Origin of the sequence: Nocardiopsis sp. NPDC006938 (assembly GCF_042869555.1) — a bacterium.
Lineage (GTDB): Bacteria > Actinomycetota > Actinomycetes > Streptosporangiales > Streptosporangiaceae > Nocardiopsis.
In genome coordinates, this window is record NZ_JBIAGA010000003.1 from 33,469 (window position 1) to 55,622 (window position 22,154).

14 protein-coding genes and 1 pseudogene are annotated in these 22,154 nt (G+C 72.9%); 1 reads left to right on the forward strand and 14 read right to left on the reverse strand.

Annotated features, from left to right (window positions below; genetic code table 11):
* Positions 1 to 243: 243 nt before the first annotated feature.
* The 14 genes and pseudogenes from ACFYL4_RS05630 to ACFYL4_RS05695 form a co-directional block, all read right to left on the reverse strand.
* Positions 244 to 1,176 carry an AEC family transporter gene (locus ACFYL4_RS05630; protein WP_357762656.1) on the reverse strand — a complete coding sequence of 311 codons (933 nt, stop codon included), beginning with the start codon at positions 1,174 to 1,176 and terminating at the stop codon, positions 244 to 246.
* A 99-nt stretch (positions 1,177 to 1,275) separates the two neighbouring features.
* On the reverse strand, positions 1,276 to 1,749 hold the full coding sequence (locus ACFYL4_RS05635) for a GerW family sporulation protein (RefSeq protein WP_387516691.1): 474 nt from the start codon (positions 1,747 to 1,749) through the stop codon (positions 1,276 to 1,278).
* Between the two features lie 154 nt (positions 1,750 to 1,903).
* Complete coding sequence (locus ACFYL4_RS05640; RefSeq protein WP_387516693.1) at positions 1,904 to 2,935, reverse strand: protein-L-isoaspartate O-methyltransferase; 1,032 nt, start codon at positions 2,933 to 2,935, stop codon at positions 1,904 to 1,906.
* A 22-nt stretch (positions 2,936 to 2,957) separates the two neighbouring features.
* Positions 2,958 to 3,158, reverse strand: a pseudogene (locus ACFYL4_RS05645) (lasso peptide biosynthesis B2 protein); the annotation flags it as partial.
* Between the two features lie 24 nt (positions 3,159 to 3,182).
* Positions 3,183 to 3,272, reverse strand: coding sequence for a putative RiPP precursor (locus ACFYL4_RS05650; protein ID WP_387516695.1), 90 nt, complete (start codon positions 3,270 to 3,272; stop codon positions 3,183 to 3,185).
* A 158-nt stretch (positions 3,273 to 3,430) separates the two neighbouring features.
* The gene (locus tag ACFYL4_RS05655) at positions 3,431 to 4,270 is read right to left on the reverse strand and encodes a helix-turn-helix domain-containing protein (RefSeq protein ID WP_387516697.1); all 840 of its coding nucleotides are present in this window, start codon (positions 4,268 to 4,270) and stop codon (positions 3,431 to 3,433) included.
* A gap of 329 nt (positions 4,271 to 4,599) precedes the next feature.
* A complete protein-coding gene (locus ACFYL4_RS05660) occupies positions 4,600 to 6,912 on the reverse strand; it encodes a tyrosine protein kinase (protein ID WP_387516699.1) in 2,313 nt (770 codons plus the stop codon).
* Between the two features lie 32 nt (positions 6,913 to 6,944).
* Positions 6,945 to 9,326 carry a WD40 repeat domain-containing serine/threonine protein kinase gene (locus ACFYL4_RS05665; RefSeq protein ID WP_387516702.1) on the reverse strand — a complete coding sequence of 794 codons (2,382 nt, stop codon included), beginning with the start codon at positions 9,324 to 9,326 and terminating at the stop codon, positions 6,945 to 6,947.
* A 7-nt stretch (positions 9,327 to 9,333) separates the two neighbouring features.
* Positions 9,334 to 11,382: a WD40 repeat domain-containing serine/threonine protein kinase gene (locus ACFYL4_RS05670; RefSeq protein ID WP_387516704.1), complete on the reverse strand. Its 2,049-nt coding sequence runs from the start codon at positions 11,380 to 11,382 to the stop codon at positions 9,334 to 9,336.
* Positions 11,383 to 11,528: 146 nt separating this feature from the next.
* Positions 11,529 to 12,950: a PQQ-binding-like beta-propeller repeat protein gene (locus tag ACFYL4_RS05675; RefSeq protein ID WP_387516706.1), complete on the reverse strand. Its 1,422-nt coding sequence runs from the start codon at positions 12,948 to 12,950 to the stop codon at positions 11,529 to 11,531.
* Positions 12,950 to 15,019: a tyrosine protein kinase gene (locus tag ACFYL4_RS05680; protein WP_387516708.1), complete on the reverse strand. Its 2,070-nt coding sequence runs from the start codon at positions 15,017 to 15,019 to the stop codon at positions 12,950 to 12,952. Before ACFYL4_RS05680 ends, ACFYL4_RS05675 begins: the two co-directional genes overlap by 1 nt.
* 141 nt (positions 15,020 to 15,160) lie before the next feature.
* Positions 15,161 to 17,218 carry a WD40 repeat domain-containing serine/threonine protein kinase gene (locus ACFYL4_RS05685; RefSeq protein WP_387516709.1) on the reverse strand — a complete coding sequence of 686 codons (2,058 nt, stop codon included), beginning with the start codon at positions 17,216 to 17,218 and terminating at the stop codon, positions 15,161 to 15,163.
* Positions 17,219 to 17,234: 16 nt separating this feature from the next.
* Complete coding sequence (locus tag ACFYL4_RS05690) at positions 17,235 to 19,322, reverse strand: protein kinase (protein ID WP_387516711.1); 2,088 nt, start codon at positions 19,320 to 19,322, stop codon at positions 17,235 to 17,237.
* Positions 19,323 to 19,824: 502 nt separating this feature from the next.
* Entirely contained in the window at positions 19,825 to 20,196 is a 372-nt protein-coding gene (locus ACFYL4_RS05695; RefSeq protein WP_357762622.1) for a hypothetical protein, read from the reverse strand.
* Between the two features lie 587 nt (positions 20,197 to 20,783).
* Here ACFYL4_RS05695 and ACFYL4_RS05700 point away from each other — a divergent pair.
* Complete coding sequence (locus ACFYL4_RS05700; RefSeq protein ID WP_387516713.1) at positions 20,784 to 22,076, forward strand: MFS transporter; 1,293 nt, start codon at positions 20,784 to 20,786, stop codon at positions 22,074 to 22,076.
* Positions 22,077 to 22,154 lie beyond the last annotated feature (78 nt).

Sequence of the window (22,154 nt, forward strand, 5' to 3'; positions counted from 1 at the left end):
AGGAATCCGGCCCCTTCCGGGCACTGGCGTCCTCGACCGTCTTGGGGTACGGCCAGCTGTAGTACGCCCGGTGGTGGAACCCTGGTCCGTGGGACTCCGATCAGCGGAACTCCGACGCCGTGCCGACCGGGTGCCGGGTCGGCGCCCGCCCGATGACGCGCCCGATGACGGGTCGGTGTGGGCGACGCGCGATGCGCGGGTGTCCCGCCGGGGAACCCGGATGCGGGCCCGGGAGGCGCCCGGTCAGCCCAGCAGGAACGTGATGGCGAACAGCACCGGGACCGTGAGGAACGTGGTCAGCAGGATCACCTCACGGGTGAGGGTCTCACCGGTGCGGTACAGAGTGGCGTAGTTGAACACGTTCTGCGCCGTGGGCAGGGCGGCCAGGACCACCACCGAGAACAGGGCGGCGCCCTCCAGCCCGAACACCAGGGAGCCCAGCGCCCAGGCGATCACCGGCAGACCCACCGACTTCAGGGCCACCGCCAGCAGCACCGGCACCTGGTCCGGGCCCGCGCGGCCGGGCAGGGAACTGCCGTGCAGGGAGATCCCGAACGCCAGGAGCATCGCCGGGACGGCCATGCCGCCGATCAGGTCGAACGGTTCCATCAGCGGGGCGGGCGGGGTCCAGCCGGAGGCGGACAGCGCGACACCGGCGATCGAGGCGATGACCACCGGGTTGCGCACGGGGGTGCCGAGCGAGCGGCGCAGGACCGGCCAGAAGCCCCGAACGGTGCCGTTGGCCAGGTCCAGGACGGTGAGCGAGACCGGGGCGAGCACGAGGAGCTGGAAGAGCAGGATCGGGGCGACCAGCGAGGCGTCCCCGAGGACGTACACGGAGATCGGGATGCCGAGGTTGCCCGCGTTCACGTACGAGGACCCGAGCACGCCCACGGTGGTGCGGCCCACGCCCCAGCGCCGGACGACGCCCACCACCAGGAAGAGGAGGGCGGTGATGACCACGGCCAGCACGCTCACCAGGACCGGGCCGGAGACCAGGATGGACAGGTCGGTGCGGGCCAGGATGGTGAACAGCAGGGCGGGGCTGGCGACGAAGAACGCCAGCTTGCTGAGGACCTCCCGGGCCCCCGGTCCGAGTAGGGGTATGCGGCCCAGCATGTAACCGATGACGACGATGCTGGCGATGACCCCGAAACCGACGATGACCCCGGACAAGGAACGCCCTCCGAACAACCGTGCGGCCGTGACCCGCAGAGGCTAACGGAGTCGGCGCCGGAACGAAACGGCCCACGTCACACCACGGAAAGTGACCGGTCAGGCCTCGGCGGAGTCCTGATCGCGGCAGCCCCCGTGGTCGTCGTGCGAGCACTCCTGGCGGGAGTCGAGGGCGGCGACCATCTTTCGGCGCCGCGCCTCCTTCACGGAGACGGAGACGATGCGGGTGACGGCGGCCGCGGTGATCAGGGCGAGCGGGATCGCCAGGGCCGCGGCGGGCTGGCGGATGGGGCGGTAGTGCGCGGAGTCGGGGCTGACCACGAGGAAACCCGACGGGCGGACCCGGGTGTAACCGGCGCCGCCCGCTCCGTCGCCGCCACCGAGGAAGGGGAGCCTGCCGGTGCCCCCGCCCATGGTGCTGAGGGTGCTGACCCGGGCGACCGGGACCACCGTGGTGCCACCGGAGGTGACCGGGGTGCCGAAGGCGGTCGCCGAACCGGCGACCGCGCGGGTGTTGTCGAGGAGAGAGGTGAGTGCGGCCATGGTGCCTCGCCGGTCCCTGTTCCTGGGCATCCGAGGTGTCCCTTCAGTGGGGTCGCGGGATTTCACGCTATAGGGGGTTCTCGGAGAACGCGATGAGGAACGACCCCTGGGTGTGTCCGTCAGCCCCAGGACGCGCGGGGAGCGGCGCCCGGGATATCCGGGGGAGTGGGGGTGCCGGGTGCCCTCAGCCTCCGGCGAGTTCGGCGCGCACACGCCACCCGTCATCCTCGCGAGTGAGCACCGGGCTCAGGTCGGGGTAGCCGGGGCGACCCTCTCGGCGCCAGTCCTCGACCCACGTACTCAGACGTTCCAGCGAACCGGAAGCTCCGCCGTGCAGGGCGCTGCCCGTGTTCGCGGCCGTGAACACCGCCGCACCATCGCGGTCCGCGTACCCCACGCCCCAGAGCGGGCCGCCCAGGCCCACCACGCTGATCTCCTCGGGGCGGCGGGCGTAGAGGTAGGCGGTCAGATCCACGGCCGACTCCCCCGTTTCCAACACACCGGTCCGCGCAGTGCCCTCGTCGGCCAACGCCTTGAGCAGGCCACGTGCGGCTCCGCCGTCCCGGCCCGCCCAGGGCGCGGAGATCCACAGGTCCAGGCCGTCTTCGGAGCGCACCAGGGCGTCCACTCCACGCGGTGGGACCAACCACTGCTCCAGCTCCACGTCGTGCATCTCCACATAGCGTCCCGCGAAGAGCTCCACACCTTCGGGACCGAGTTCGGGGTCCACACGAGCGCGCAGGATCGCGGCACTGCGCACACTCGGCGCCAGTTCGACGGGAGTGACGATCACGGCGTTCGGCGCCGCTTGCTCCACCCAGGCCCGGGGAAGGAGGCTCGGTGTCGTCCAGGCCACGACCCGATCGAAATCTCCCGAGCCCGGAGCCCCCAGTGCGCCGTCGCCAGTGATGACCGCGACGTTGGTTCGCCCTTGGGATGCGTGCAGATCACGCGCCCGGGTGGTGAGCTCCGCAACCACGTCCACCGACACCACCGAACCCGCCGGTCCCACGAGGTGGCTCAGCAGCGCGCTGGAGAAGCCCGAGCCGGTACCGATCTCCAGCACTCGCATTCCGGCCCGCACCTCCAGGCGCTCCAACAGCTCGGCGATGGCCGAGGTAGCGGTGCTCTGCGTGACGAGGTTCCCGTCCGGCCGAAGCGTGTAGAGGTCCTCGTCGACGGCCGCGAGCGCGGCGGTCACGTTCGTCTTGTCCATCGTTTCCCTTCACCAGTGGTGGTCATGTCCGTTGCAGCAGCAGATAGGGGCGATCGGGCTCGGAGGGCTCACCGACGCGAGCCCCTTCCACCTCGATCCAGGCATGAGCCGTGTAGGGCATCAGACGGGCTCCGATGCACCAGTCCACGGAGCGCCGTGTCAGCAGCGCGGCGAGCGCGGCCGCGAGGGAGTTCTCCAGACAGGCCGCACGGCCGGGGAACCAGCGCGCGGCGCGGCACGGTGTCGGTCAGTAGTAGTGGGAGGTGTTGAGGTCCGCCGTGTCCTGCGCCCCGTTGCCGAGGATGACCTCACGAGCATCGTCGAGGTCGATCAGCACCGAGCTCGTACGCCTCTTCTTCCTGCAGGTTCACTCCCTGAGAGTCCGGGGGGACGGTCTGCCTCCAGCATGGCCAGACTATTCCTGGAAATAACAAAGTTCAAGGAATAGTGAAATGTTCTCTCGCGACCGGCGGGGCGGGATTCAGGTGATGAACGTCAGGCGTGCTCGCGGACCAGGTCCGCGAGGAAGGTGCGCGCCTCGTCATCGTAGATCGCGGCATTGGCGAACAGCTGGAAGATCCTCAGGTGGAAGTCGATGTCCCTGTGGTCTGTGAGAACCCGATGCGTCGTGAAGTTCTCGACGGCGACCTCCCGATCATCCCGGATGTCGAAGCCGTTGTTGGGGAACTCGGCGACTTCGACCCGCCAGGGCAGCAGCCCCAGACGCACGTTCGAGAGAGTCGAGAGGGTGGCCAAGCGGTCCATCTGGGCCGTCATGGTCGAGGAGCCACCCATGCGCCAGCGAAGAGCGGCCTCTGTGACGACGAAGTGGAACCTACGCTCAGGCCGGAAGAGTACGGACTGCCGATCGATTCTGGCGACCACGGCGCCGGGTACGTCGACACCGGCGCCAGAGAGAGGACGGCTGAACACCTCACGTGCGTACTCAGCCGTTTGTAGCAACCCCGGGATGGTGCTCGGCTCGAAGACCCGCAGAAGGGTTGTGGAGGACTCCACGCGCTTGATGCCCTGCTGCTCTTGCTCGAGTCCACGCTTGCGCAACATGCGCAAAGATCGGTAGCGGTCGTTCAGATCCGCAGTCGCCGTTTCGAGGGCGTCGCGCTTTTGCTGCCCCACCCGGTAGAGGTCGACCAGCTTCCGTACATCCTCCAAGGAGGGGGTGACTTTGCCGGTCTCGAGCTTGGAAACCTTGGACTGGCTCCACCCGAGCCTCTCGGCGACGAGCACCCCGGACATGCCGGAATCCGCGCGAAGCCGCCGAATCTCTTCGGCCAGCTCCGCGCGGTCACGTTCGAACGATGCAGGTGTGTCCATCAGCCCCGGTGATACTGCGGATGCGCTCTCCAATACTCGTTGAAGGGTACGACCTGTTTCATGGCCAGGTCACGCTGGGCTCGGTAGTGCTCCGGGTCAGGCACGTCTGGAGGTGCGGGCAGCAGTTTTGCTGATCTGCGCGTCTGTCGGCCATGGGATGACGTCTTCGTGCGTTGTGGAGAATCGGGCATCTACTCGAACCCACCACTCGCCCCCTGTGTCCGCCGTCCCGCACTTCTCGGCGCCCCTCTTCACGCCTCCTTCGCTCCTCCTACCGCGGGCCATCGCGCCCGGCCCGGATGTCCAGCGTCTCCCCCCGAACCCCGGTCTCACCCAAGGGTGCGCACGACCTCCAGGGTGTCGGGGTCGATGATCCCCACGTTCCCGTCGGCGTCGATCCCCGCGATCACCTCCGGGTGGAAGGCCACCCCCCTGAGCACGGGGCTCTCCTCGTCCCCCGTGAGGAGGTCCTCGCCGGTCTCCACGTCCCACAGGTGGGCGCGGTGGATCGTGGTGCGGTCGGCCGGGTCCTCCTCCGTCGTGGAGTAGTACCAGCTGACATGCACCCACCCGCGTTCCGGATCGGGAGTCAGGGCCCTGACCTGCGCGGCGAACGGCCGTTCCGCGAACTCGTCCAGCCGGAACGCCCCCAGGTCGGTTCCGTTCCCCAGGTCGTGCCACACCACCTCGTCGTCGCGGACGAAGAGCACCTGGTTCCGTCCCGGAACCGTCGCCATGGTGCTGACGGAGACGTTGCGAACCGCTCCGACGCGTTCACCGCTCTCCGGGTCCCAGACGAAGACGGTGTCACCCGAGGAACTCGCGAGCCGGTCCTCGTCGAGGAAACCGAGGTCGCTCGTGCTGTCCCGGTCGTTGAAGGTGCGCACCAGCTCCCCGGTCTCCAGGTCCACCACTCCGATGGAGTCGTCCCGGTCGACCGCGTACCCCGTCCAGGAGGCGAGCGCCAGCCACCGCCCGTCCGGGCTGAACGCGTTGGCCGACACGGACGTACGCCGTCGGCTCCCGTCCGGGCGCGGTGCGGGTTGGGCCCCGAGGTGGTCCAGCACCTCACCACTGGGGACGTCGATGGTGCTGGCCACCCGGTGCGGCGGCCGTTCCTCCTCCCGGGCCCCGTCGACGTCCTCCGCCCAGGTCACCGACAGGGCGCACCCGACCGGCGCGAAGGCCACGTCCCGCACCAGCTCGCGGTCGGGGACGGGGGTGGCGAGCGGCTCGCCCGTCCGCCAGTCCCACAGGCTCAGCCCGTGGCCGTCCCCGGCCAGGGCCAGCACGTCGCCGTCAGGAGAGAACACGGCCTCACTGACGTCGAGGTCGTCGGGCAGATCCACGGGTTCGGGGAACCCGGAACCGTCCAGGCAGGAGGCGTCCGTGATCAGCCCGGGCGTCCGCGCGGGCGCCCCCTCGTCGGCGGTCGTCGAACCGGGCGGCCAGGGCGGGCCGTACATCCGCAGCGCTTCGGCGCCCCCCGCCGCCGCGACCGCTGTCAGGGCCAGGGCGCCCGCCGTCAGCGCGAGGAACCTCCTCCGGGCGGGAGGAGCCGCAGGAGCAGTCTGCGGAGCCGGAGCCGGGGGCGACCCGGAGAGCGCGTCCGAGGAAGCGGACGGTCCGCGGACCGGAGCCGGGGGAGTGGAACCGGAAGCCGCAGCCGGGGGAGTGGACCCGGCCGACAGGGCCGTGCGCAGGGGGTCGGACTCGGCCCGGATCGCCTCGGCCAGCTCCGGCGGCCAGGGCGCCACCGGGTCCGTGCCGCCGCCGAGCATGTCGACGAGGTCGACCGCGCTCGGCCGCAGCGACGGGTCCTCTCGCAGGCAGACGTCCACCACGCCGCGCAGTTGCGGCGGAACGCCGTCGAGACCGCCCGGCCCCTCGGTCCCGCTGGCCGCGAAGCACAGCACGGCGGCCCAGGAGAAGACGTCACCCGCCGGGGTGCCGCCGCCCTCAGCCGGTTCGAACACGCTCCGCCCCGCCGTACGCCGTTCCGCCGCGCTTCTCGCTGCGGTGCCCCCTTCCGAGGAGTCGCGAGTCGCCGCCCCGGGTGGCTCCGCTCCCCGCGACGCCCGCCGCGTCGTTTCCCCCTCGGCCTCCGTCTCCACGTCGCCCGTTTCGCCAGGCGGGAGGAGCCCGGGATCGGCGATCAGGGCCCGGTCACCGGCCAGCAGCACCCCCGCAGGTGTGAGGGAACCGTGTGCGTGACCAGCCGCGTGCAGGGAGGCCAGCGCACGGGCCGTGGCCGAGGCGAAGGCGGACAGCGCCGCCACCGGCAGCGGGCCGTGCGCACCCACCAGGGACGCGAGGTCCGGTCCGAGCGGCCGCTCGACGGCGACCCACGGCACGGGGGAGCGCAGGTCGGCGTCCCGCACCACGGCCACGTACGGACCTCCCAGCCCGGTGGCGGCCTCCACCCGATGGACGAAGGCGGCGCGGGCGGCGGGGTCGGTGGCCCGGGACGCCCGCAGGACGCTGATCCGGAGGGCGGGCCGTCCAAGCCGGACGGGTTCGCCGTGCGCTGGGTCGCCGAGTGCCGCAGCCAGGTAGGAGCGGGTGTGGGGGTCCTCGCCCAGCCGGGCCAGGAACCGGTGGGGGCCCGCACCGGGCGGGTCATGGGGACGCAGGGGAAGCATGGTCTCCGTCCGTCTCGCTGGTAGGTGCGGGTTCACGTGAAGGTGTCGAGGAGTTCGAGGGTGACCGCGTCCCGGATCTGGACCTCGTCCACCTGCGGCGGGAGGGTGGCGATGACGTCCCCGTCCGGGTGCACGTCCAGGAGCGCGAAGCCGACGCTTCCCTCCTCCACCTCCGGTGTGACGTCCTCGGCGGTGTCGAGGTCGAGCACCCGGTGCCCCAGGGTCGCCCCGCCCTCGTCGTCGACGTCGGACATGTAGAGGGCGTACGCGAGTCGGTGCACGGGGTTGACCGCGACCTTGGCGGTGTCGCCGGGAGGCGGTTCGTCGGGCTCGTAGTAGAGCCCGCCCTCGTCCTCGCCCACGTCGACCACGAGCGGACCCAGCGCGTGCAGGGTGAACACCACGTCCTCGTCCAGGAAGTCCAGCGCCCGGAACCGGGGGAACGGCAGGTTCCGGGCCATGCGGAGTTCCTCGCCGCTGGTGGTGTCCCAGACCCGGAGGTCGCCCTTGCCGTCCTGGGCGGCGAGGCGGGCCCCCGAGGGCGAGTACGCGACACCGTGGCCGCGCGGGCTCTCGGTCTCGTACCGCGTGACCTCCCCGGAGGCCAGGTCCGCCGTGTAGATCCCGCCGTTGTCGTCGCGGGTGGTGCGGTCGGCCATGGCCAGGGTCGTTCCGTCCGGAGAGAAGGCCACGGAGCGGATGTCGCGCCCCGCCAGGTGCACGGTGCGCTCTCCGGTCCGCAGCGAGTACACCTGGGCGCCGTCGCGCGAGCCGTGCGCCAGGTAGCAGTCGTCGGGGCTGAACTCGATCTCCCGGAAGGGGACGTCGCCGTCCAGTTCGACGGCGGCGAGCGCGGTCCGCTCCCGCCAGTCCCACAGGTGGACGACGTTGTTCTGGAGGTGGACGGCCAGTACCGACCCGTCACTGGAGAAACGGACCGAGGCGGCGTCGGAGGGGACCGCCGGTGCGTCGGCCGCGGCCCGCGTGTACTCGGGGGCCAGGTGGAGGGTGGGGGCGCAGTCCTCCGGCGGGTCGGGGTCCCCTCCGTCCTGCTCCGGGTTCCTGCGCTCCGCCGTGAGGGGGACCGGACCCGCGCTGTCGAGGGGGTCGCTGACGGCCCACAACCCCGCTCCCGCCAGCAGCACGAGCGCTGCGGCGCAGACACCGAGAAGGGTGCGGGTGCGCGGCCCGGAGCGGTCCCGGTGGGCCGCGCGGGCGCGGGGGTGGGACGACAGGTAGTGGCGCACGGCGGCCTCGTGGTGCCGCGTGAACCCGTCCAGCACGTCGACGGCGGCCGGGGGAAGCCACGCGTCCGAGGGGGCGGCCGGAACCGGGTCGCCCAGGGCGCGCAGGAGATCCCGCGCGGTGGGTCTGCGATCCGGGTCCTTGTCCAGGCAGGCGGAGACCTGCCGGATCAGCGAGGGAGGCACACCGTCCAGGTCGGGGCCCCGGTGCTCGACCCGGTAGAGCACCGCGGACGGGTGCCCGTCACCGAAGGGCCCGTGCCCGGTGAGGGCGAAGACCAGGACGGCGCCGAGGGAGAACACGTCGGCGGCGGGTCCGGACGGTTCCCCGCGGGAGGTCTCGGGGGCCGCGTAACCGGGGGTCCCGGCGAACCCCGTCGCCTCGACGTCCGCGGGGGTGTCGATCCGCGTGGGGCCGCCAACCGCTCCGGTCCTCCTGGTGGAACTGCCGGTGGGGTCGTCGGCGGTGTTCTCGGTGGGTGCCGCCGCCACGGTGCCGGAGATCCCGAGATCGATCACCCGCGCGCCGTCGGCGGTGATCAGCACGTTGCCCGGCTTCAGGTCGCGGTGGACCACCCCGGCCGAGTGCAGTCCGACGAGGGCCTGTGCGATCCCCCTGCCCAGGCGTCGCACGGCGGGTTCGGGCAGGGCCCCCGACCGGCGCACCACCTCGCGGAGGGAGGGGCCGGGCACGAACTCGGTGGCCGACCACGGCGCGGGCGCGCGGGTGTCGGCGTCCAGGACCCGGGGGAAGCCGCCCCCGCCGTCCAGGGCCCCGGTCGCCTCTCGTGCCCCGCCGTTCGCGCGCGCCCCGCCGTCCACGACCCCGCCGTCCAGGGCCCCGTCGTTCGCGCGCGCTCCGGTCGCCCCTCGCGTCCCGCCGTTCGCGCGCTCCCTGATCGCCCCGTCGCTCTCCTGCGCCCCGCCGTTCGCGCGCGCCCCGTCAGCCTCACGCACCCCGCCGAGCTGCCGTGACCTGCGGACCTCGTGGGCGAAGCGCGCACGGTACTCGGGCTCGAACACGAACTCCGGCCGCACCACCTTGACGGCCACGGGCCGGTCGTCGGTGTCCAGGGCGAGGTACACGTGACCCATGCCGCCCGATCCCAGGGGGGAGACGATCCGGTAGGGGCCGACGCGGTCGGGGGCTCCCGATGCGGGTGTGTACACGGTGGCCTCAGCCGATCTCGTTGACGACGTCGAGGGTGTCGGGGGCCAGGAGCAGCAGGGTGTCTCCCGCGAAGGTCGCGATCACCTCGTCGCGGGGGTGCACGGCGAGGATCTCGACCAGCAGGGTGTCGCCGGTGACCTGTTCCTCCCCGGTGGCCACGTCCCAGACACGGCCCCCCGACGGGCCCGACGCGGTGAGCCGCAGACCGGAGGAGTAGAGGGTGCGCCCGTCCGAGGAGAAGGCCGTCGCCCGGTAGCCGCGTTCGGTCCCGATCGTGCGCACGGTCTCGCCCGACTCGTAGTCGTACAGGGCGATGTCGTCGTCCGGCAGCCGCACGGCCACGATCGGTTCGGTGGGGGAGAAGGCGTGCGGACCCCAGTCGGCCCCCAGCTCACCGAGCCCGCCCAGCACCCTGGGGTCCCCGCCCAGCGACGCCACCTCGTACATCGTCACCAGGGGTTGGTCGTACTGGTGCCTGACCAGCAGGTACCGGCCGTCCGGCGTGAAGTGCGTGCCGGACACCGGGCCCTCCTGCGCGGTGGTGAACACGACCTCGTCCTCCTCCCAGTCCCAGACGTACAGGCGGGGCGCGTCGGGGTGGGAGGCCACCATGGCGACGAGGGAGCCGTCCGGGCTCACGGAGACCGCGCCGTACTCCTCGGGTTCCGGAGCCCCGCCGCCGGGATCGAACAGAGCGAGGACGCCGTGGTCGGGGCCGAAGACCGTCGTGGTGTCCGCGTAGGTGCCGACCACGGTGCCGTCGTCGGCGACGTCGAAGGAGGACGGTTTGGGATCGAAGCGGTGCCGGAACCGGCCGCTCTCCCAGTCCCAGAGCGTCATCGCGTCCGTGGTGTGCACGTACACGCCGGAGCCGTCCGGGGTGAAGGCCATGGCGTTGACGAAGGAGCCGAACCCGGTCTCACCGTCCCACTCCTCGGCCGGATCGTCCGCCGTCTCGGAGGCGTCGGGGTTCCCCGGGACCGGAGCGGAGCGGCGCTCGTTCCCGTCGTCGTGACCGGCCTCCCCGCCGGTGGACCAGGGGGAGGCCGCGGCCAGGCCCGCCCCGGCGGCCAGGACGAGGGCGGCCGCGACCGCGCCGGCGAACAACGGGGCGCGTCGGCGCCGACGCGGTGCGGCGGACGGGTGCTCCGAGTGGGCCACGGAGTCCCGGACGACCTGGTCGGCCTCCTCCTCGTGGGCGGCGACGGACCGGTGCACCGGGGCGGGCAGCCAGCCGTGCTCGGCGGTGGTGGCGGGGACCGAGGCGAGCTCGCGCGCGACGGCCTCGGCGCGGGGGCGCCCGGCGGGGTCCTTGGCCAGGCACCGGGCCAGGAGCGGGCGCAGGTCGTCCGGAACGCCGTCGAGGACGGGGTCGCCGCCCACCACGCGGCGCAGGACGTCGGCCGGTCGGCCGGTGCCGAACGGGGGCCGACCCGTGGCGGCGAAGACCACCACCCCGGCGAGGGAGAACACGTCGCTGGCCGGGGTGGCCTCGCCGCCCGTCACCTGTTCGGGGGAGGTGTAGGAGGGGGTGCCGAAGGTCTGCCCGGCACGGGTGAGCACGGTGCCCTCGACGGCGCGGGCGATGCCGAAGTCGATCACCTGGGGGCCGCGCGGCGACAGCAGCACGTTGCCCGGTTTGAGGTCGCGGTGCATCAGACCGGCGTCGTGGACCGCGCGGACGGCGGTGGCCAGGCCCAGGGTGAGGACCCGCAGGGAGCCCTCGGGCAGCGGGCCGTCCCGGCGGACCGCCTCCCTGAGCGTGGGGCCGGGAACGTACTCGGTGGCCATCCACGGCGCGGCGGCGTCGGGGTCGGCGCTGAGCACGGCCGGGGTGAACGGTCCGCGCACCCGCTGTGCGGTGCGGACCTCTCGGGCGAACCGGGCCCGGAACTCGGGGTCCCCGGCGAGCTCCTCCCGGACCACCTTCAGCGCGGCCAGCCGACCTTCCGGGGTGCGGGCCAGGTAGACCTGGCCCATCCCGCCCGAGCCGACCCGGGCCAGCACCCGGTGCGGGCCGATGAGGCGGGGATCGTCGGGTGACAGCGGGCGCAAGGGCGGTCAGCTCCTCCGGGGCGGCGTGGGCGGGGCCGAGTACCAGTGTGCCCTGCTTGGCGGAGGTTCCTCCCAGCGCCCGAGGCGAGGGACCGGGGCGAGGGGCCGAGGCGAGGGGACCGGGACGAGCCGACGACGGGACGGCCTCACCGCAGTCCGACGACGCGGTGGGGGTCCCCTCCCCCGGGGAACTCCCGGAGGACGACGGCACCCGGCACCGCGCGGAAGGTGGAGGGCCCCACCTCGCGGTCGGCGCGCGCGATGCTCGGTATGCCGGTCGTGTCCACGTCGACGGGGAGGGGAACGCGCGGATGCTCGTCGGTGTCCCAGCCGAGGACGGCCATGTCCTGGTCCTCACCGGCGTCCACCATGCGGATCTTCAACAGCGCGTCCTCCAGGACCAGGAAGTTGTTGAGGCTCCCGCGCGCGACCTCCGTACTGGTCACGACCCTGTGCCGCACGCTCCCGTCGAAGTCCCGCAGCTCGTAGGTCAGGGCCCGGCCCTCCGAATCCCCTTCGGCTCCCTCTCGGACGGTCAGGTAGCCGTCGGGCAGGACACGGAGGAGCGGATGCTCGACGGTACTGGGGATGTCGTCGCCCAGGACCCGGCCGGAGGCGGTGTCGATGACGACCGTCCCCCGTTCCGCGGCGATGTTCTGGAGGACGAGAAGATCTCCCACCACTCCGAAGTCGGCCTCGGCGGAGGGGCTGGGTACGGGGAAGACGTCCGGGTCGGGGCTGTAGTCCGTGCCCTGGGCGAGGCGCCAGAGTTCCCCTCCGTCGGTCTGGTCCAGGCCCACCGTGACCGGTTCCCGGAAGGGGCAGGAGAACTCGACCACCACCTGGTCGCCCGTGAGGACGCCTTGGGAGACCTCTCCCAGTTCGCCCTCCTCGCACGCGGGAATCGTCGACTCCCACCCCTGTCGGCCTTCTCCCCAGGGGGTCATGGAGACGCGGGCCCGGTGGTCGGCGTCGGCGGTGAAGCGTCCGTGGTCGCCGATCAGCCCCGCTTCCGTGACGGTGAACTGGGAGGGCCCCGACGCGTCGTGGTCGAGTCGCGCGATCTCCTGGCCGGATGCGGCGTCGAGAAGGACCATGGTCCGCCCGGGGGAGAAGGCGACCACCGACCCGTCGGGGGACACGGAGAGGTCCGTGTCCTCGTGGCCGGAGTGGTGGTCCGGGAGGAGGAAGCTCCAGGTCTCCTCACCGGTGGAGGTGTCCAGGGCCACCACGCCGTTGTCGAGCTCCATGACCGCTCCCGTGGCGGAGGGGTGGACGGCCCGGACGGTCCGGCCTGCGGGTGCCTCCCACACCCAGGCCGCCTCGGTGACCGTCGTGGGAACGGGACGCGCGTCGGCTGAGGTGGCCGTCGTGCGGTGTTCGACCGTGTTCCCCGCCAGCGGTTCCGGGGAGCCCGCGACGTCCCCTGGGCCGTCTCCCGCGCCGCATGCGGAGACGGCTACGCAGAGAGCGGCGATCGCGGCGATCCCGGTCACCCGCCCTGGTGCGAGTCCCCTCGGTGCTCTCGGTCGCGGAGGGGGAGGTGATCCCGTGCCATCCGTCGCCATCAGCCCAGTTCTCCGATCTCCTCGAAGGTGTCCGGGTCGACGAGCACCAGCCTGCTGTCAGCGGTGGTGGAGGCGGCGAGCACGGTGCCGTCCGGGTGCGGGACGAGCGCGCTGTAGGCGCCGATGGCCCCGTTCCCCTCGGCGAGGTCCTCACCGGTCTCCAGGTCCCACACGTAGGTCCGGGACCGCCACGCTCCGGCCTCCGTGCTCACCTGCCAGGTCGCGTACACGCGCTCGCGCCCGGAGTCCACCTGGAGCCTGGTGAGCACGGGCGAGTCGTCGGACTCGAACTCGTCCCGGGTGAACGAGGCGACCTCCGTTCCGGTCGTGTAGTCGGAGACGACCACCCGGTCGTCCTTGAGGAAGGCCACCTGGGTCCGCCCCGGTACCGCCGCCAGTCGGGTCGTGGTGGCCCCGGTCAGGGAGTGGACCTCCTCGCCGGTTCCGGAGTCCCAGACGTGGACGGTGCCGTTGGCGATGGTGGCCAGGTGCCGGTCGTCCACGAACACCGTGCTGTGGTGCAGACCCGGCGCCATGGTCGCGCCCGCCTCGCCGGTGGCGGTGTCGACCACCACGGTGCTGTCCTCGCGGCGGGTGCTGTACAGCGTCACCGCGAGCAGGCCGCCGTCCGGGGAGAAGGCCAGGTTCTCGACGTCCTTCGGTTTCAGCGTCCAGAGACCGTCGGCGTTGGGACCCTCCTGGCCGCCCAGCTGCTCGGTGGCCTCCCCGGTGGCCAGGTCGTAGGTGTGGCCGATCCGCACCGCGTGCTCGCGGCCCTCGTAGTCGACGGACTGGCCAGCGGCCACGGTGCAGCCGACCGGGGAGAACACCGGCCGGACCACCGCGGACGCGTCCGCGGTGGGCAGGGCGAGCAGTGTGCCCGCCTCCCAGTCCCAGGCGGTCAGACCGGCCGAGGAGGTCGCGGCGAGCACCCTCCCGTCGCCGGAGAAGACCGGGTCCCAGTACGTCGTGCCCTCGGGCGGGGGGTCCTCCGGGGCGGGGAACCCGGAGTCGTCCGGGCATCCCTCTCCGGTGACCAGCGCGGTCCCGGCCCGGGGGTCGGGGTCCGGCCCGTCCTGGTCACGGTCGTCCCCGAAGCCCTGGAGGGCGACCACTGCACCCGCACCGGCCAGCACCACCAGGGTCAGGGCCGCCGCCCCCACGGCCAGTGGTCCGACGCGTCGACGGCGGTCGGCGCCCCGCCCCCCGGTCCCGCCCGAGCCGTCGCCGGCGCCCGGACCCGAACCGGACCCCGATCCGGGGTCGCTCTCCAACGCGGCCGCCTGGGCCTCGGCGACCCGCTCGACGCGGGCCCGCACCCCCGAGCCCCAGGCCGCGGGTTCGGCCGGGCCGCCCAGCATCCGCACCAGGTCGTGCGCGCTGGGGCGCAGCCGGGGATCGCGCTTGAGACAGGTGTCGATCAGACCGCGCAGCTGGAGCGGCACCCGGGCCAGGCCGTCCGGACCCTCCACGCCGCTGGCCGCGTAACACAGGGTGGACGCCCACGAGAAGACGTCCGTGGCCGGGGTGGCCCCGCCCTCGGGCGCCGCGAACGCCGAGTGCGGCGCGCGCTGTTCGGTGTCGCTGATCGCCCACTCCAGGCCGGGGTCGGCCAGCCGGGCGGCGTCGGCCGACACCAACACCCCGTCCGGCCAGAGCGAACCGTGTGCGCGGCCCGCCGCGTGCAGCTCCTCCAGGGCCAGGGCGAGCGCCAGCGCGAGCGCGCGCAGGTCCTCCACCGGCAGCGGGCCGTGGGCGGCCACGAGCTCGGCCAGGCTGGGACCCGGGGGCCGGGCTACCGCGACCCACGGCACGGCCCCGCCGAGATCGGCGTCCCGCACCCCGCACACGTACGCGCCGCCCAGCCCCCGCGCCGCCTCCACCTGCCGGGTGAAGGCGGCGCGGAAGGACGGGTCGGTGGCGTACTCCGGCCGGACCACCTTGACCGCCACCGGGCCCTCCACGCGCTCGCCACCCAGGTAGACGCGCGCGTAGGCGTCCTCGCCCAGGCGTGCGCGGAGGCGGTGGGGGCCGACGGAGGGAGGGTCGTGCGGGTGGAGGGGGAACATGGGGCCTTCCCGGGAGCGGAACGGAAGCGGAGGGGCGGCGCGGGGCCCGGCGAGGGGGCGTACGGCGGGGGCGTGCGGCGGGGAGGTGTGCCACCACGGGGCGCGGCGGCGCGGCGGGGCGGCGGTGCGGCGGGGCGGCGGCTAGAAGCGATCGAGGATGCGCAGCTCCTGGGCGTCCACCACCCACATGCCGTTGCCCGTGGCGGGCACCCCGGTGATGACCTCGCCCTCGGGGTGCACGCTGATCTCCCACAGGAAGCCCTGGTCCGCGTCGGCGGTCAGCTCCTCCCCGGTGGAGTACTCCCAGACCTTCATGATCCCCAGCGCGGGATCGAGGTCCGACGGGAGGAAGGTCGCGTACACGCGGTCTGCCGCCACGCCGTACTTGACGTCGAACAGCGTGAGCTCCTCGTCGAGGTTCTCGGTGACGTAGGAGGTGCGCTCGTCGGTTTCGGAGAGCAGGTCCTGCACGTGCGCACCCTTCGGGTCGGGGTAGGCCAGCGTCCTCTCGTCCACGAACCGCAGAGCGGAGGGGTTGGTGCTCGGGACGCCCTCTCCCTCGGCGATCGTCTCCCCGGTCTCGGTGTCCCAGACGGTCGTGCGCCCGAGGAGGTCCTGCGCGGCGAGGTATCCGCCCTCCGGGGACACCGCGACCGACAGGACCGTACTGCTGCCGGTGCGGTGGGTGGCGACCAGCTCCCCGGTGGCCAGGTCGTACACGGACACGCCCGAGTCGACCTGCACGTCCCGGTTGCCGACCACCAGCCGCTCGCCGTCCGGGGTGAAGGCCACCGCGCCCGCCTCGAACCCCTCGGCCAGCACCGTCACCTCCCCGCTCTCCAACGAGTACACGTACGCCCCGTCATCGGAGGCGTAGGCCAGTTCGCAGTCGTCGGGGCCGAACACCGGATGGCCGTACCGGGCGCCGATGTCGGCCTCGATGAGGGCGACCTCCTCCTGTTCCCGCCAGTCCCACAGGGCCACTCCGCCGGTCCCGGAGACCGCGAGCACCTCGCCGTCGTTGGAGAAGCCGGTGAAGAAGACGCCCTCCTCGTCGTTGGGCACCGTCAGTTCGTCCTGGGCCGCCTCCGTGTACGCGGGTGCCAGGTGCTCCTTGGGGGAACACACCTCGCGGTCCGGGGCGCCGGGCTCCTCCTCGGGCGCGGCCCCCGTGCCGAAACCGGGGAGACCGGCGTCCCGCGCCGCCCACACGCCGACCCCGCCCACCAGGGTGAGCGCCACGGCGGCGGCACCGGCGACCAGCAGACGGCGGCCGAGCGCCCCCCGCCCCCGACCCGCGCCCGCCGCGCGGACCGTGTTCGCGTACTCCTCGGAGACGGCGTCGATCCGCGCGACGGCGGCTGGCGACAGCCAGTCGGCGGCGGACGCCGCCGGGGGAGTGGGGCCGCCGAGGGCCTGGAGCACCTGGGCCGCGTTGGGGCGGCGCGCGGGGTCCTTCTCCAGGCAGGCGGCGACGATCCCGCGCAGCGACGCGGGCACCCCGCCCAGGTCGGGCTCCAGGTGCCCGATCCGGTACAGCACCGCCGAGGGGTGTCCGTCACCGAAGGGGCCGTCGCCGGTCAGCGCGTGGACCAGCACTCCGCCGAGCGCGAAGACGTCGGCGGGCGGACCGCTGTCCTGCCCGCTCACGGTCTCGGGGGCCATGTACCCCGGGGTGCCGCTGATCCGTTCCTCCTCGGCCTCCCCCGGGTCCTCCATCGCCCGGGCGATACCGAAGTCGATCACCTGCGGACCCGTCGCGGACACCATCACGTTCCCGGGCTTGAGGTCGCGGTGGACCAGCCCGGTGGCGTGCACCCGCTCCAGGGCCTGCGCGATGCCCCGCCCCATGAACCGCACTGTGTGCTCGGGCAGGGGACCGGTGTGCCGCACCAGGTCCTGGAGCGAGGGGCCCATGACGTACTCGGTGGCCAGCCACGGGGTCTGGCCGGAGGTGTCGGCGCCCAGCACGCGCGGCGTGTAGTTGCCGTGAACGCGCCGGGCGAGTTCGAGCTCGCGGGCGAAGCGCCCGCGAAACCCCGGGTCGTAGGCGTACTCGGCGCGGACCAGCTTCACGGCGGCGGGAGAGCCCGACGGGTCCAGCCCGAGGTAGACGCGGCCCATGCCGCCGGAGCCCAGGAGGGCGACGACGCGGTAGGGGCCGACCCGGCCGGGGTCGTTCGGGGAGGGGTGCTCCATGCTGCCTTCCGGAGTGTCAGCTCACCTCGGCGACGACCTCGAGGTCGTCGTCCAGGATGAGGATGGTGTGCGTGCCCGCCTCGGGTGGGGAGGCGGTGGCGATGAGCTCGCCGTCCGGATGGGCCCCCATGGGGGAGTTGAGGACCAGGTTGTCGGTGGGGACGAGGTCGCCGCTCTCCGCGTCCCAGACGAATCCGGGGTGGTCGCTGAAGTCGGAGGTGGCGCCGTAGACCCGGGAGCCGTCGACGGAGATCTGCACGTCGACGAGGTCGTCGGAGTCCGTGCCGGGGTCCTCCAGGTCGCGGACCTCACCCGTCTCGATGTCCGCGACGCTCACCCGGTCGCGGCCGTTGACCATCGCGAGGGTCCGGCCGTCACCGGCCAGGGAGACCTGGTAGTAGGAGGCGCCCCGGAAGGTCTGGAGCACCTCGCCGGTCTCGGGGTCCCAGACGTACACGCCGAGGTAGGTCGAGTAGCCGGGTTCGGTGACGACGCCGACGAGGGCGGAGTCGTCCGGTGTGTAGAAGAGGTCGGTCAGCATGCCGTCGACGGGGAACTCGCGCACGATCTCCCGGGTGTCGACGTCCCACACCTGGATGTGCGGCGCGCCCTCCACGGTGCCGTCCGCCGAGCCGAGGGTGGCCACACGGGCGCCGTCGGAGGTGAGCGCGGGCATGTCGAACTGTCCGCGCACCTCGTCCACGTCGTTGCCGAGTACCGCGACCCGGTTGTCGCTGCCGCCGTCCCACACCTCGACGTAGTTCGCCGTGGTGCCCGCCGCGAACCCCTGCGGGGTGATCATGGCCCCTGTCGGCGTGGGGGAGTAGACGTCGACCCGGGTCCCCTCCCGCCAGTCCCAGGTGGCGAGCGTGTTGGAGCCGAAGACGTGCATCAGCTCGCCGTCCTCGGAGAAGGCGATGTCGTAGAGGAAGCCCTCGAAGGAGGCCGGAGCGGGTTCGTCCGGATCTGCCTCCGCCCCGCCGTCCCCGTCAGGGTCGTCGGCGGCCCCCTCCTGCGGGGGTGTGTCGGCGCTGTTCGCGGAATCCTCCGAAGCGAGGGGGAACGCGTTCAGGGCCAGGGCGCCGCCGCCCACCAGCACCAGAGCCGCCACGGCCGCGCCCGTGACCAGGGCGATTCGGCGGCCGCGCCCCTTCCCCGGAGCGCCGTCCTGCCGGCCCCTGGTGCCGCTGGTCGGGGCCGTCGGGGGTCGGGCCTCCTCGGCCCGCTGGGTCTCGTTCGCCTTCGCGCTGATCTGCTCGTTGACCTGGGCGGGCAGCCACCCGTGCTCGGCGGAGGGCAGCGGCAGCACCGACGCCTCCCGTTGGAGGGTGTCGGCGTCCGGGCGCCGCTCCGGGTCCTTGGCGAAACAGCGGGAGAGCAGGTCCCGCAGCGGCCCCTCCGGGACCGCCCCCAGGTTCGGCTCGCCCTTCATCACCCGGGTGAGCGTGCTGACCGGACTGCCCTCGCCGAACGGCGGCCCGCCGCTGGCCGCGAACACCGCGACGCCCGCCAGGGAGAAGACGTCGGCGCTCGGGGTGACGCCCTGCCCGGTGACCTGTTCGGGGGAGGTGTAGGAGGGGGTGCCGAAGGTCTGCCCGGTACGGGTGAGCACGGTGCCCTCGACGGCGCGGGCGATGCCGAAGTCGATCACCTGGGGGCCGCGCGGCGACAGCAGGATGTTGCTGGGCTTGAGGTCGCGGTGCATGAGCCCTGCGGCGTGGATCGTGGCGAGCGCGCGGGCCAGCCCCAGGACCAGGACCCGTAGCGACTCCTCGGGGAAGGGGCCGTTCGCCCGGACCGCCTCCTTGAGCGTGGGGCCGGGAACGTACTCGGTGGCCATCCACGGCGCGGCGGCGTCGGGGTCGGCGTCCACGACCGCCGGGGTGAAGGGGCCGCGGACCCGTTGCGCGGCCCGGACCTCGCGGGCGAACCGGGCCCGGAACTGGCTGTCGTGCGCCAGGTCCTCCTTGACCATCTTCAGGGCGCACAGGTGACCTTCGGGCGTGCGGGCCAGGTACACCTTGCCCATGCCGCCCGCGCCGAGGCGGGCGAGGAGCCGGTGGGGGCCGATGGAGTTCGGGTCGTCGGGGGAGAGGGGCTGCACGGCGGCGGGGGTCCTTACTGCGTGCGACTGCCGTGCTGGGTGGAGTGTTACGGCAGGTCCGGGGGAGCCCCGGGGGTGGCGTTGTACCCCGCCAATGTAGCCGGTCCGCGACAAACCACCCAGGTGTGTGGCCTGATCCGGTCGGGTGCGGCGGGTGCGGCGGGTGCGGCGGGTGCGGCGGGTGCGGCTGCCGTGGCACGAGGAGGCGCACGGGAGGACGGCGCGGCAGGGACGCGGGGGCACGGCCGGGCGGGCGCGTAGGGCGCACGGGTGGACCGGGCGGGCGCGCGACGGGTCCGTGGGGCGGGTGAGGGGGGCGCCGGGGCTCGGCGCGCCGGGTCACCGCGTCTCGGCGCGCGTGGGCACGGCGACGGTGCGGCGGGCGCGGTGCGGTGGGTGTGCGGGCCCCGCCGTCGCGTCGGTTCGCGGGAACGGGCGGGGCGCCGAGGAAGGTGTCGTCGTCAGCCGGATGGCCGAACGGAGTCGCCCGGGGAGGCCTGGGTCAGGCGGCGACCGGCTGGCGGTGCGTGTAGTAGTGCGCGGGCTCGGGAACCTGGGCGAACGGGTTCAGGAGCGCGGCGGCACCGGCGGGGTCGCTCGCGGGGTGCGAGATCGTGCCGCCCTGGAAGAGGTCGTTCCAGAAGAAGCGGCCGTCGCGGCACCAGACGTTGACGTCGCGCATCACGGAGGCGACGGCCATCTCGGAGGTGCCGGACCAGTAGAGGGGGCGGGAGGCGACCGCGGCGAGCTCGCCCAGCAGCGCCGTGATCGCGCGCTCGGCGCAGAACGCGTGCCGGGGCTTGTGCTTGACTCGTCTGGCGAGGGCCGACTTCGCCCGGGAGGCCCGGGGATTGTTCAGGCGCCAGTGACTCAAGGTCGTCTCCAGTGTGTGTCGGGATACCGCGGGTGTGCTGACCGTGTGTGCTTGTGGCGGCCACGTCGCCGCGGCGTGAGTTCCGTTCACCGCGCCGTTGTCGGGCGTTGGTGACATCCCTCCGCGAAGTTGGCGAGGCCCGAACGGTGTCGTTACCTCGTAGTTATTCTTCGCGCTCCGGATGCTAGCAGTAACTGACCCCTCGTAGTCGAGGCTTCATCGAGTGACGCATCTCACACACAACAACTGCGCATGGTCGTGTTTGAGGCCAAAAAGTCCAGGTCAGTTCGGGTTTTTCGGACAGATGTACCCGTGATGATTTTGAGATAAAGAAGCCGTAGTCCCGTCCTGGTTGTCACGGGTCTCACCCCGTTTCCGCACCCTTGGCGCATTGGTGATCACTCATGGTGATCAAACATGCCTTGCCGGGTCTTTGCCGTACCGCGGAGCTTCCTTGCCGCCTCCGGCGTCCCCTGTCGTTGGGCGTGTTCCCGTCCCCGTCGCGTGCCTGGTCACCCCGGTGTGATGAGCGTTCGGCGACCTGGAGGACACTGGAGAGCGGTGCGAACGAGGAGAGAAGCAGCGAAGTGACGCAGACCCACACATCCGGTGACAGGACATCCGTAAAGGGACGAGTTTCCGTGGAGCCGGTGGGCGGTACCCGGGCCTGGCTGGTATGGGGTGTCGCGGTCGCGGGCTACTTCCTGGCCATGCTGCACCGCAACGGGTTGGGCGTGGCGGCCCTGGAGGCGCAGAGCAGGTTCGACGTCGGCCCGGCGCTCCTCTCCCTCCTGCCGATGCTCCAACTGCTCGTGTACGTGCTCCTCCAGGTGCCCGCCGGACTCCTGGCCGACCGGCTCGGCCCCCGGTACACGCTGGGAATGGGCATGGTCGCCATGGCCGTCGGCTCCCTCCTCTTCGCCCTGGCACCCGGGATCGAACTGGCGGTGGCCGGGCGGTTCCTCATCGGCCTCGGCGACGCGCTCGTGTTCCTCAACGTCATCCGGCTCGCCGCCCTGTGGTTCCCGCGCTCCCGCTACGCGCTGGTCAGTGGACTGACCGGGGTCGTCGGCGGTACCGGCCAGGTGGCCAGCGCGGCCCCGCTGGCCTGGGCGCTCGACGGGATCGGGTGGGAGGCCGCCTTCCTCGCCACGGCCAGCATCACGGTGCTCATGGCCCTGATGGTGCTCCTGGTCGTCCGTGACCGTCCGGCAGGAGCCGCGGGGCGGTCCACGGTGGCCGACCCCATCTCCGTCTGGGAGGCGCTCAGGGAGGCGCTGAGGGCGGACGGGCCCCGGATCGGCATGGCGCACCACGCGGCCGTCATGGCGCCGTTCACGATGATGATGGTGCTGTGGGGCTACCCCTTCCTCGTGGGCGGCCTGGGGCTGTCCGAGGGCACCGCGGCCCTCACCCTCACGGGACTGGCCGCCGGTGCGCTGTGGCTGGCGCCCGTCGCGGGCGTGCTCGTCGGCCGCTGGCCCGGGGTGCGGGTGTACTTCGCCCTCGCCCTGAGCGGCACGCTGACGGCGGGGTGGCTACTGCTCGTGGTGTGGCCCGGCGGAGTCCCGGTGGCGGTGGGGGTCGCGGTGCTGGCGGTGAGCGCCCTGGGGCAGACCATGGCGCCCACCGTCTCCTTCGACTTCGCCCGTGACGGCATCCCGGCGAGCCGCACCGGGGTGGCGTCGGGGTTGGTGAACATGAGCGGCTTCACCACGGCCGTGGTCTGCACGGTGGCGGCCGGGGCGATCCTCCAGGCCGTGCCGGAGGGGCCGACGGCCTACCAGTGGGCGTTCACCCCGATGGCGGTCGCGACGCTGTTGTCGAGCTGCGTGCTGGCCGTGTTCATCCGCCGCCGCGCCCGCCACACGGCCCAGTAGTCCCGGCGAAGGGACCACGGCGGCGGTAGGGGTGTTGGCGCCGCCCCTGCGCGGGGAGGGGGCCAACACCCCCTCCGT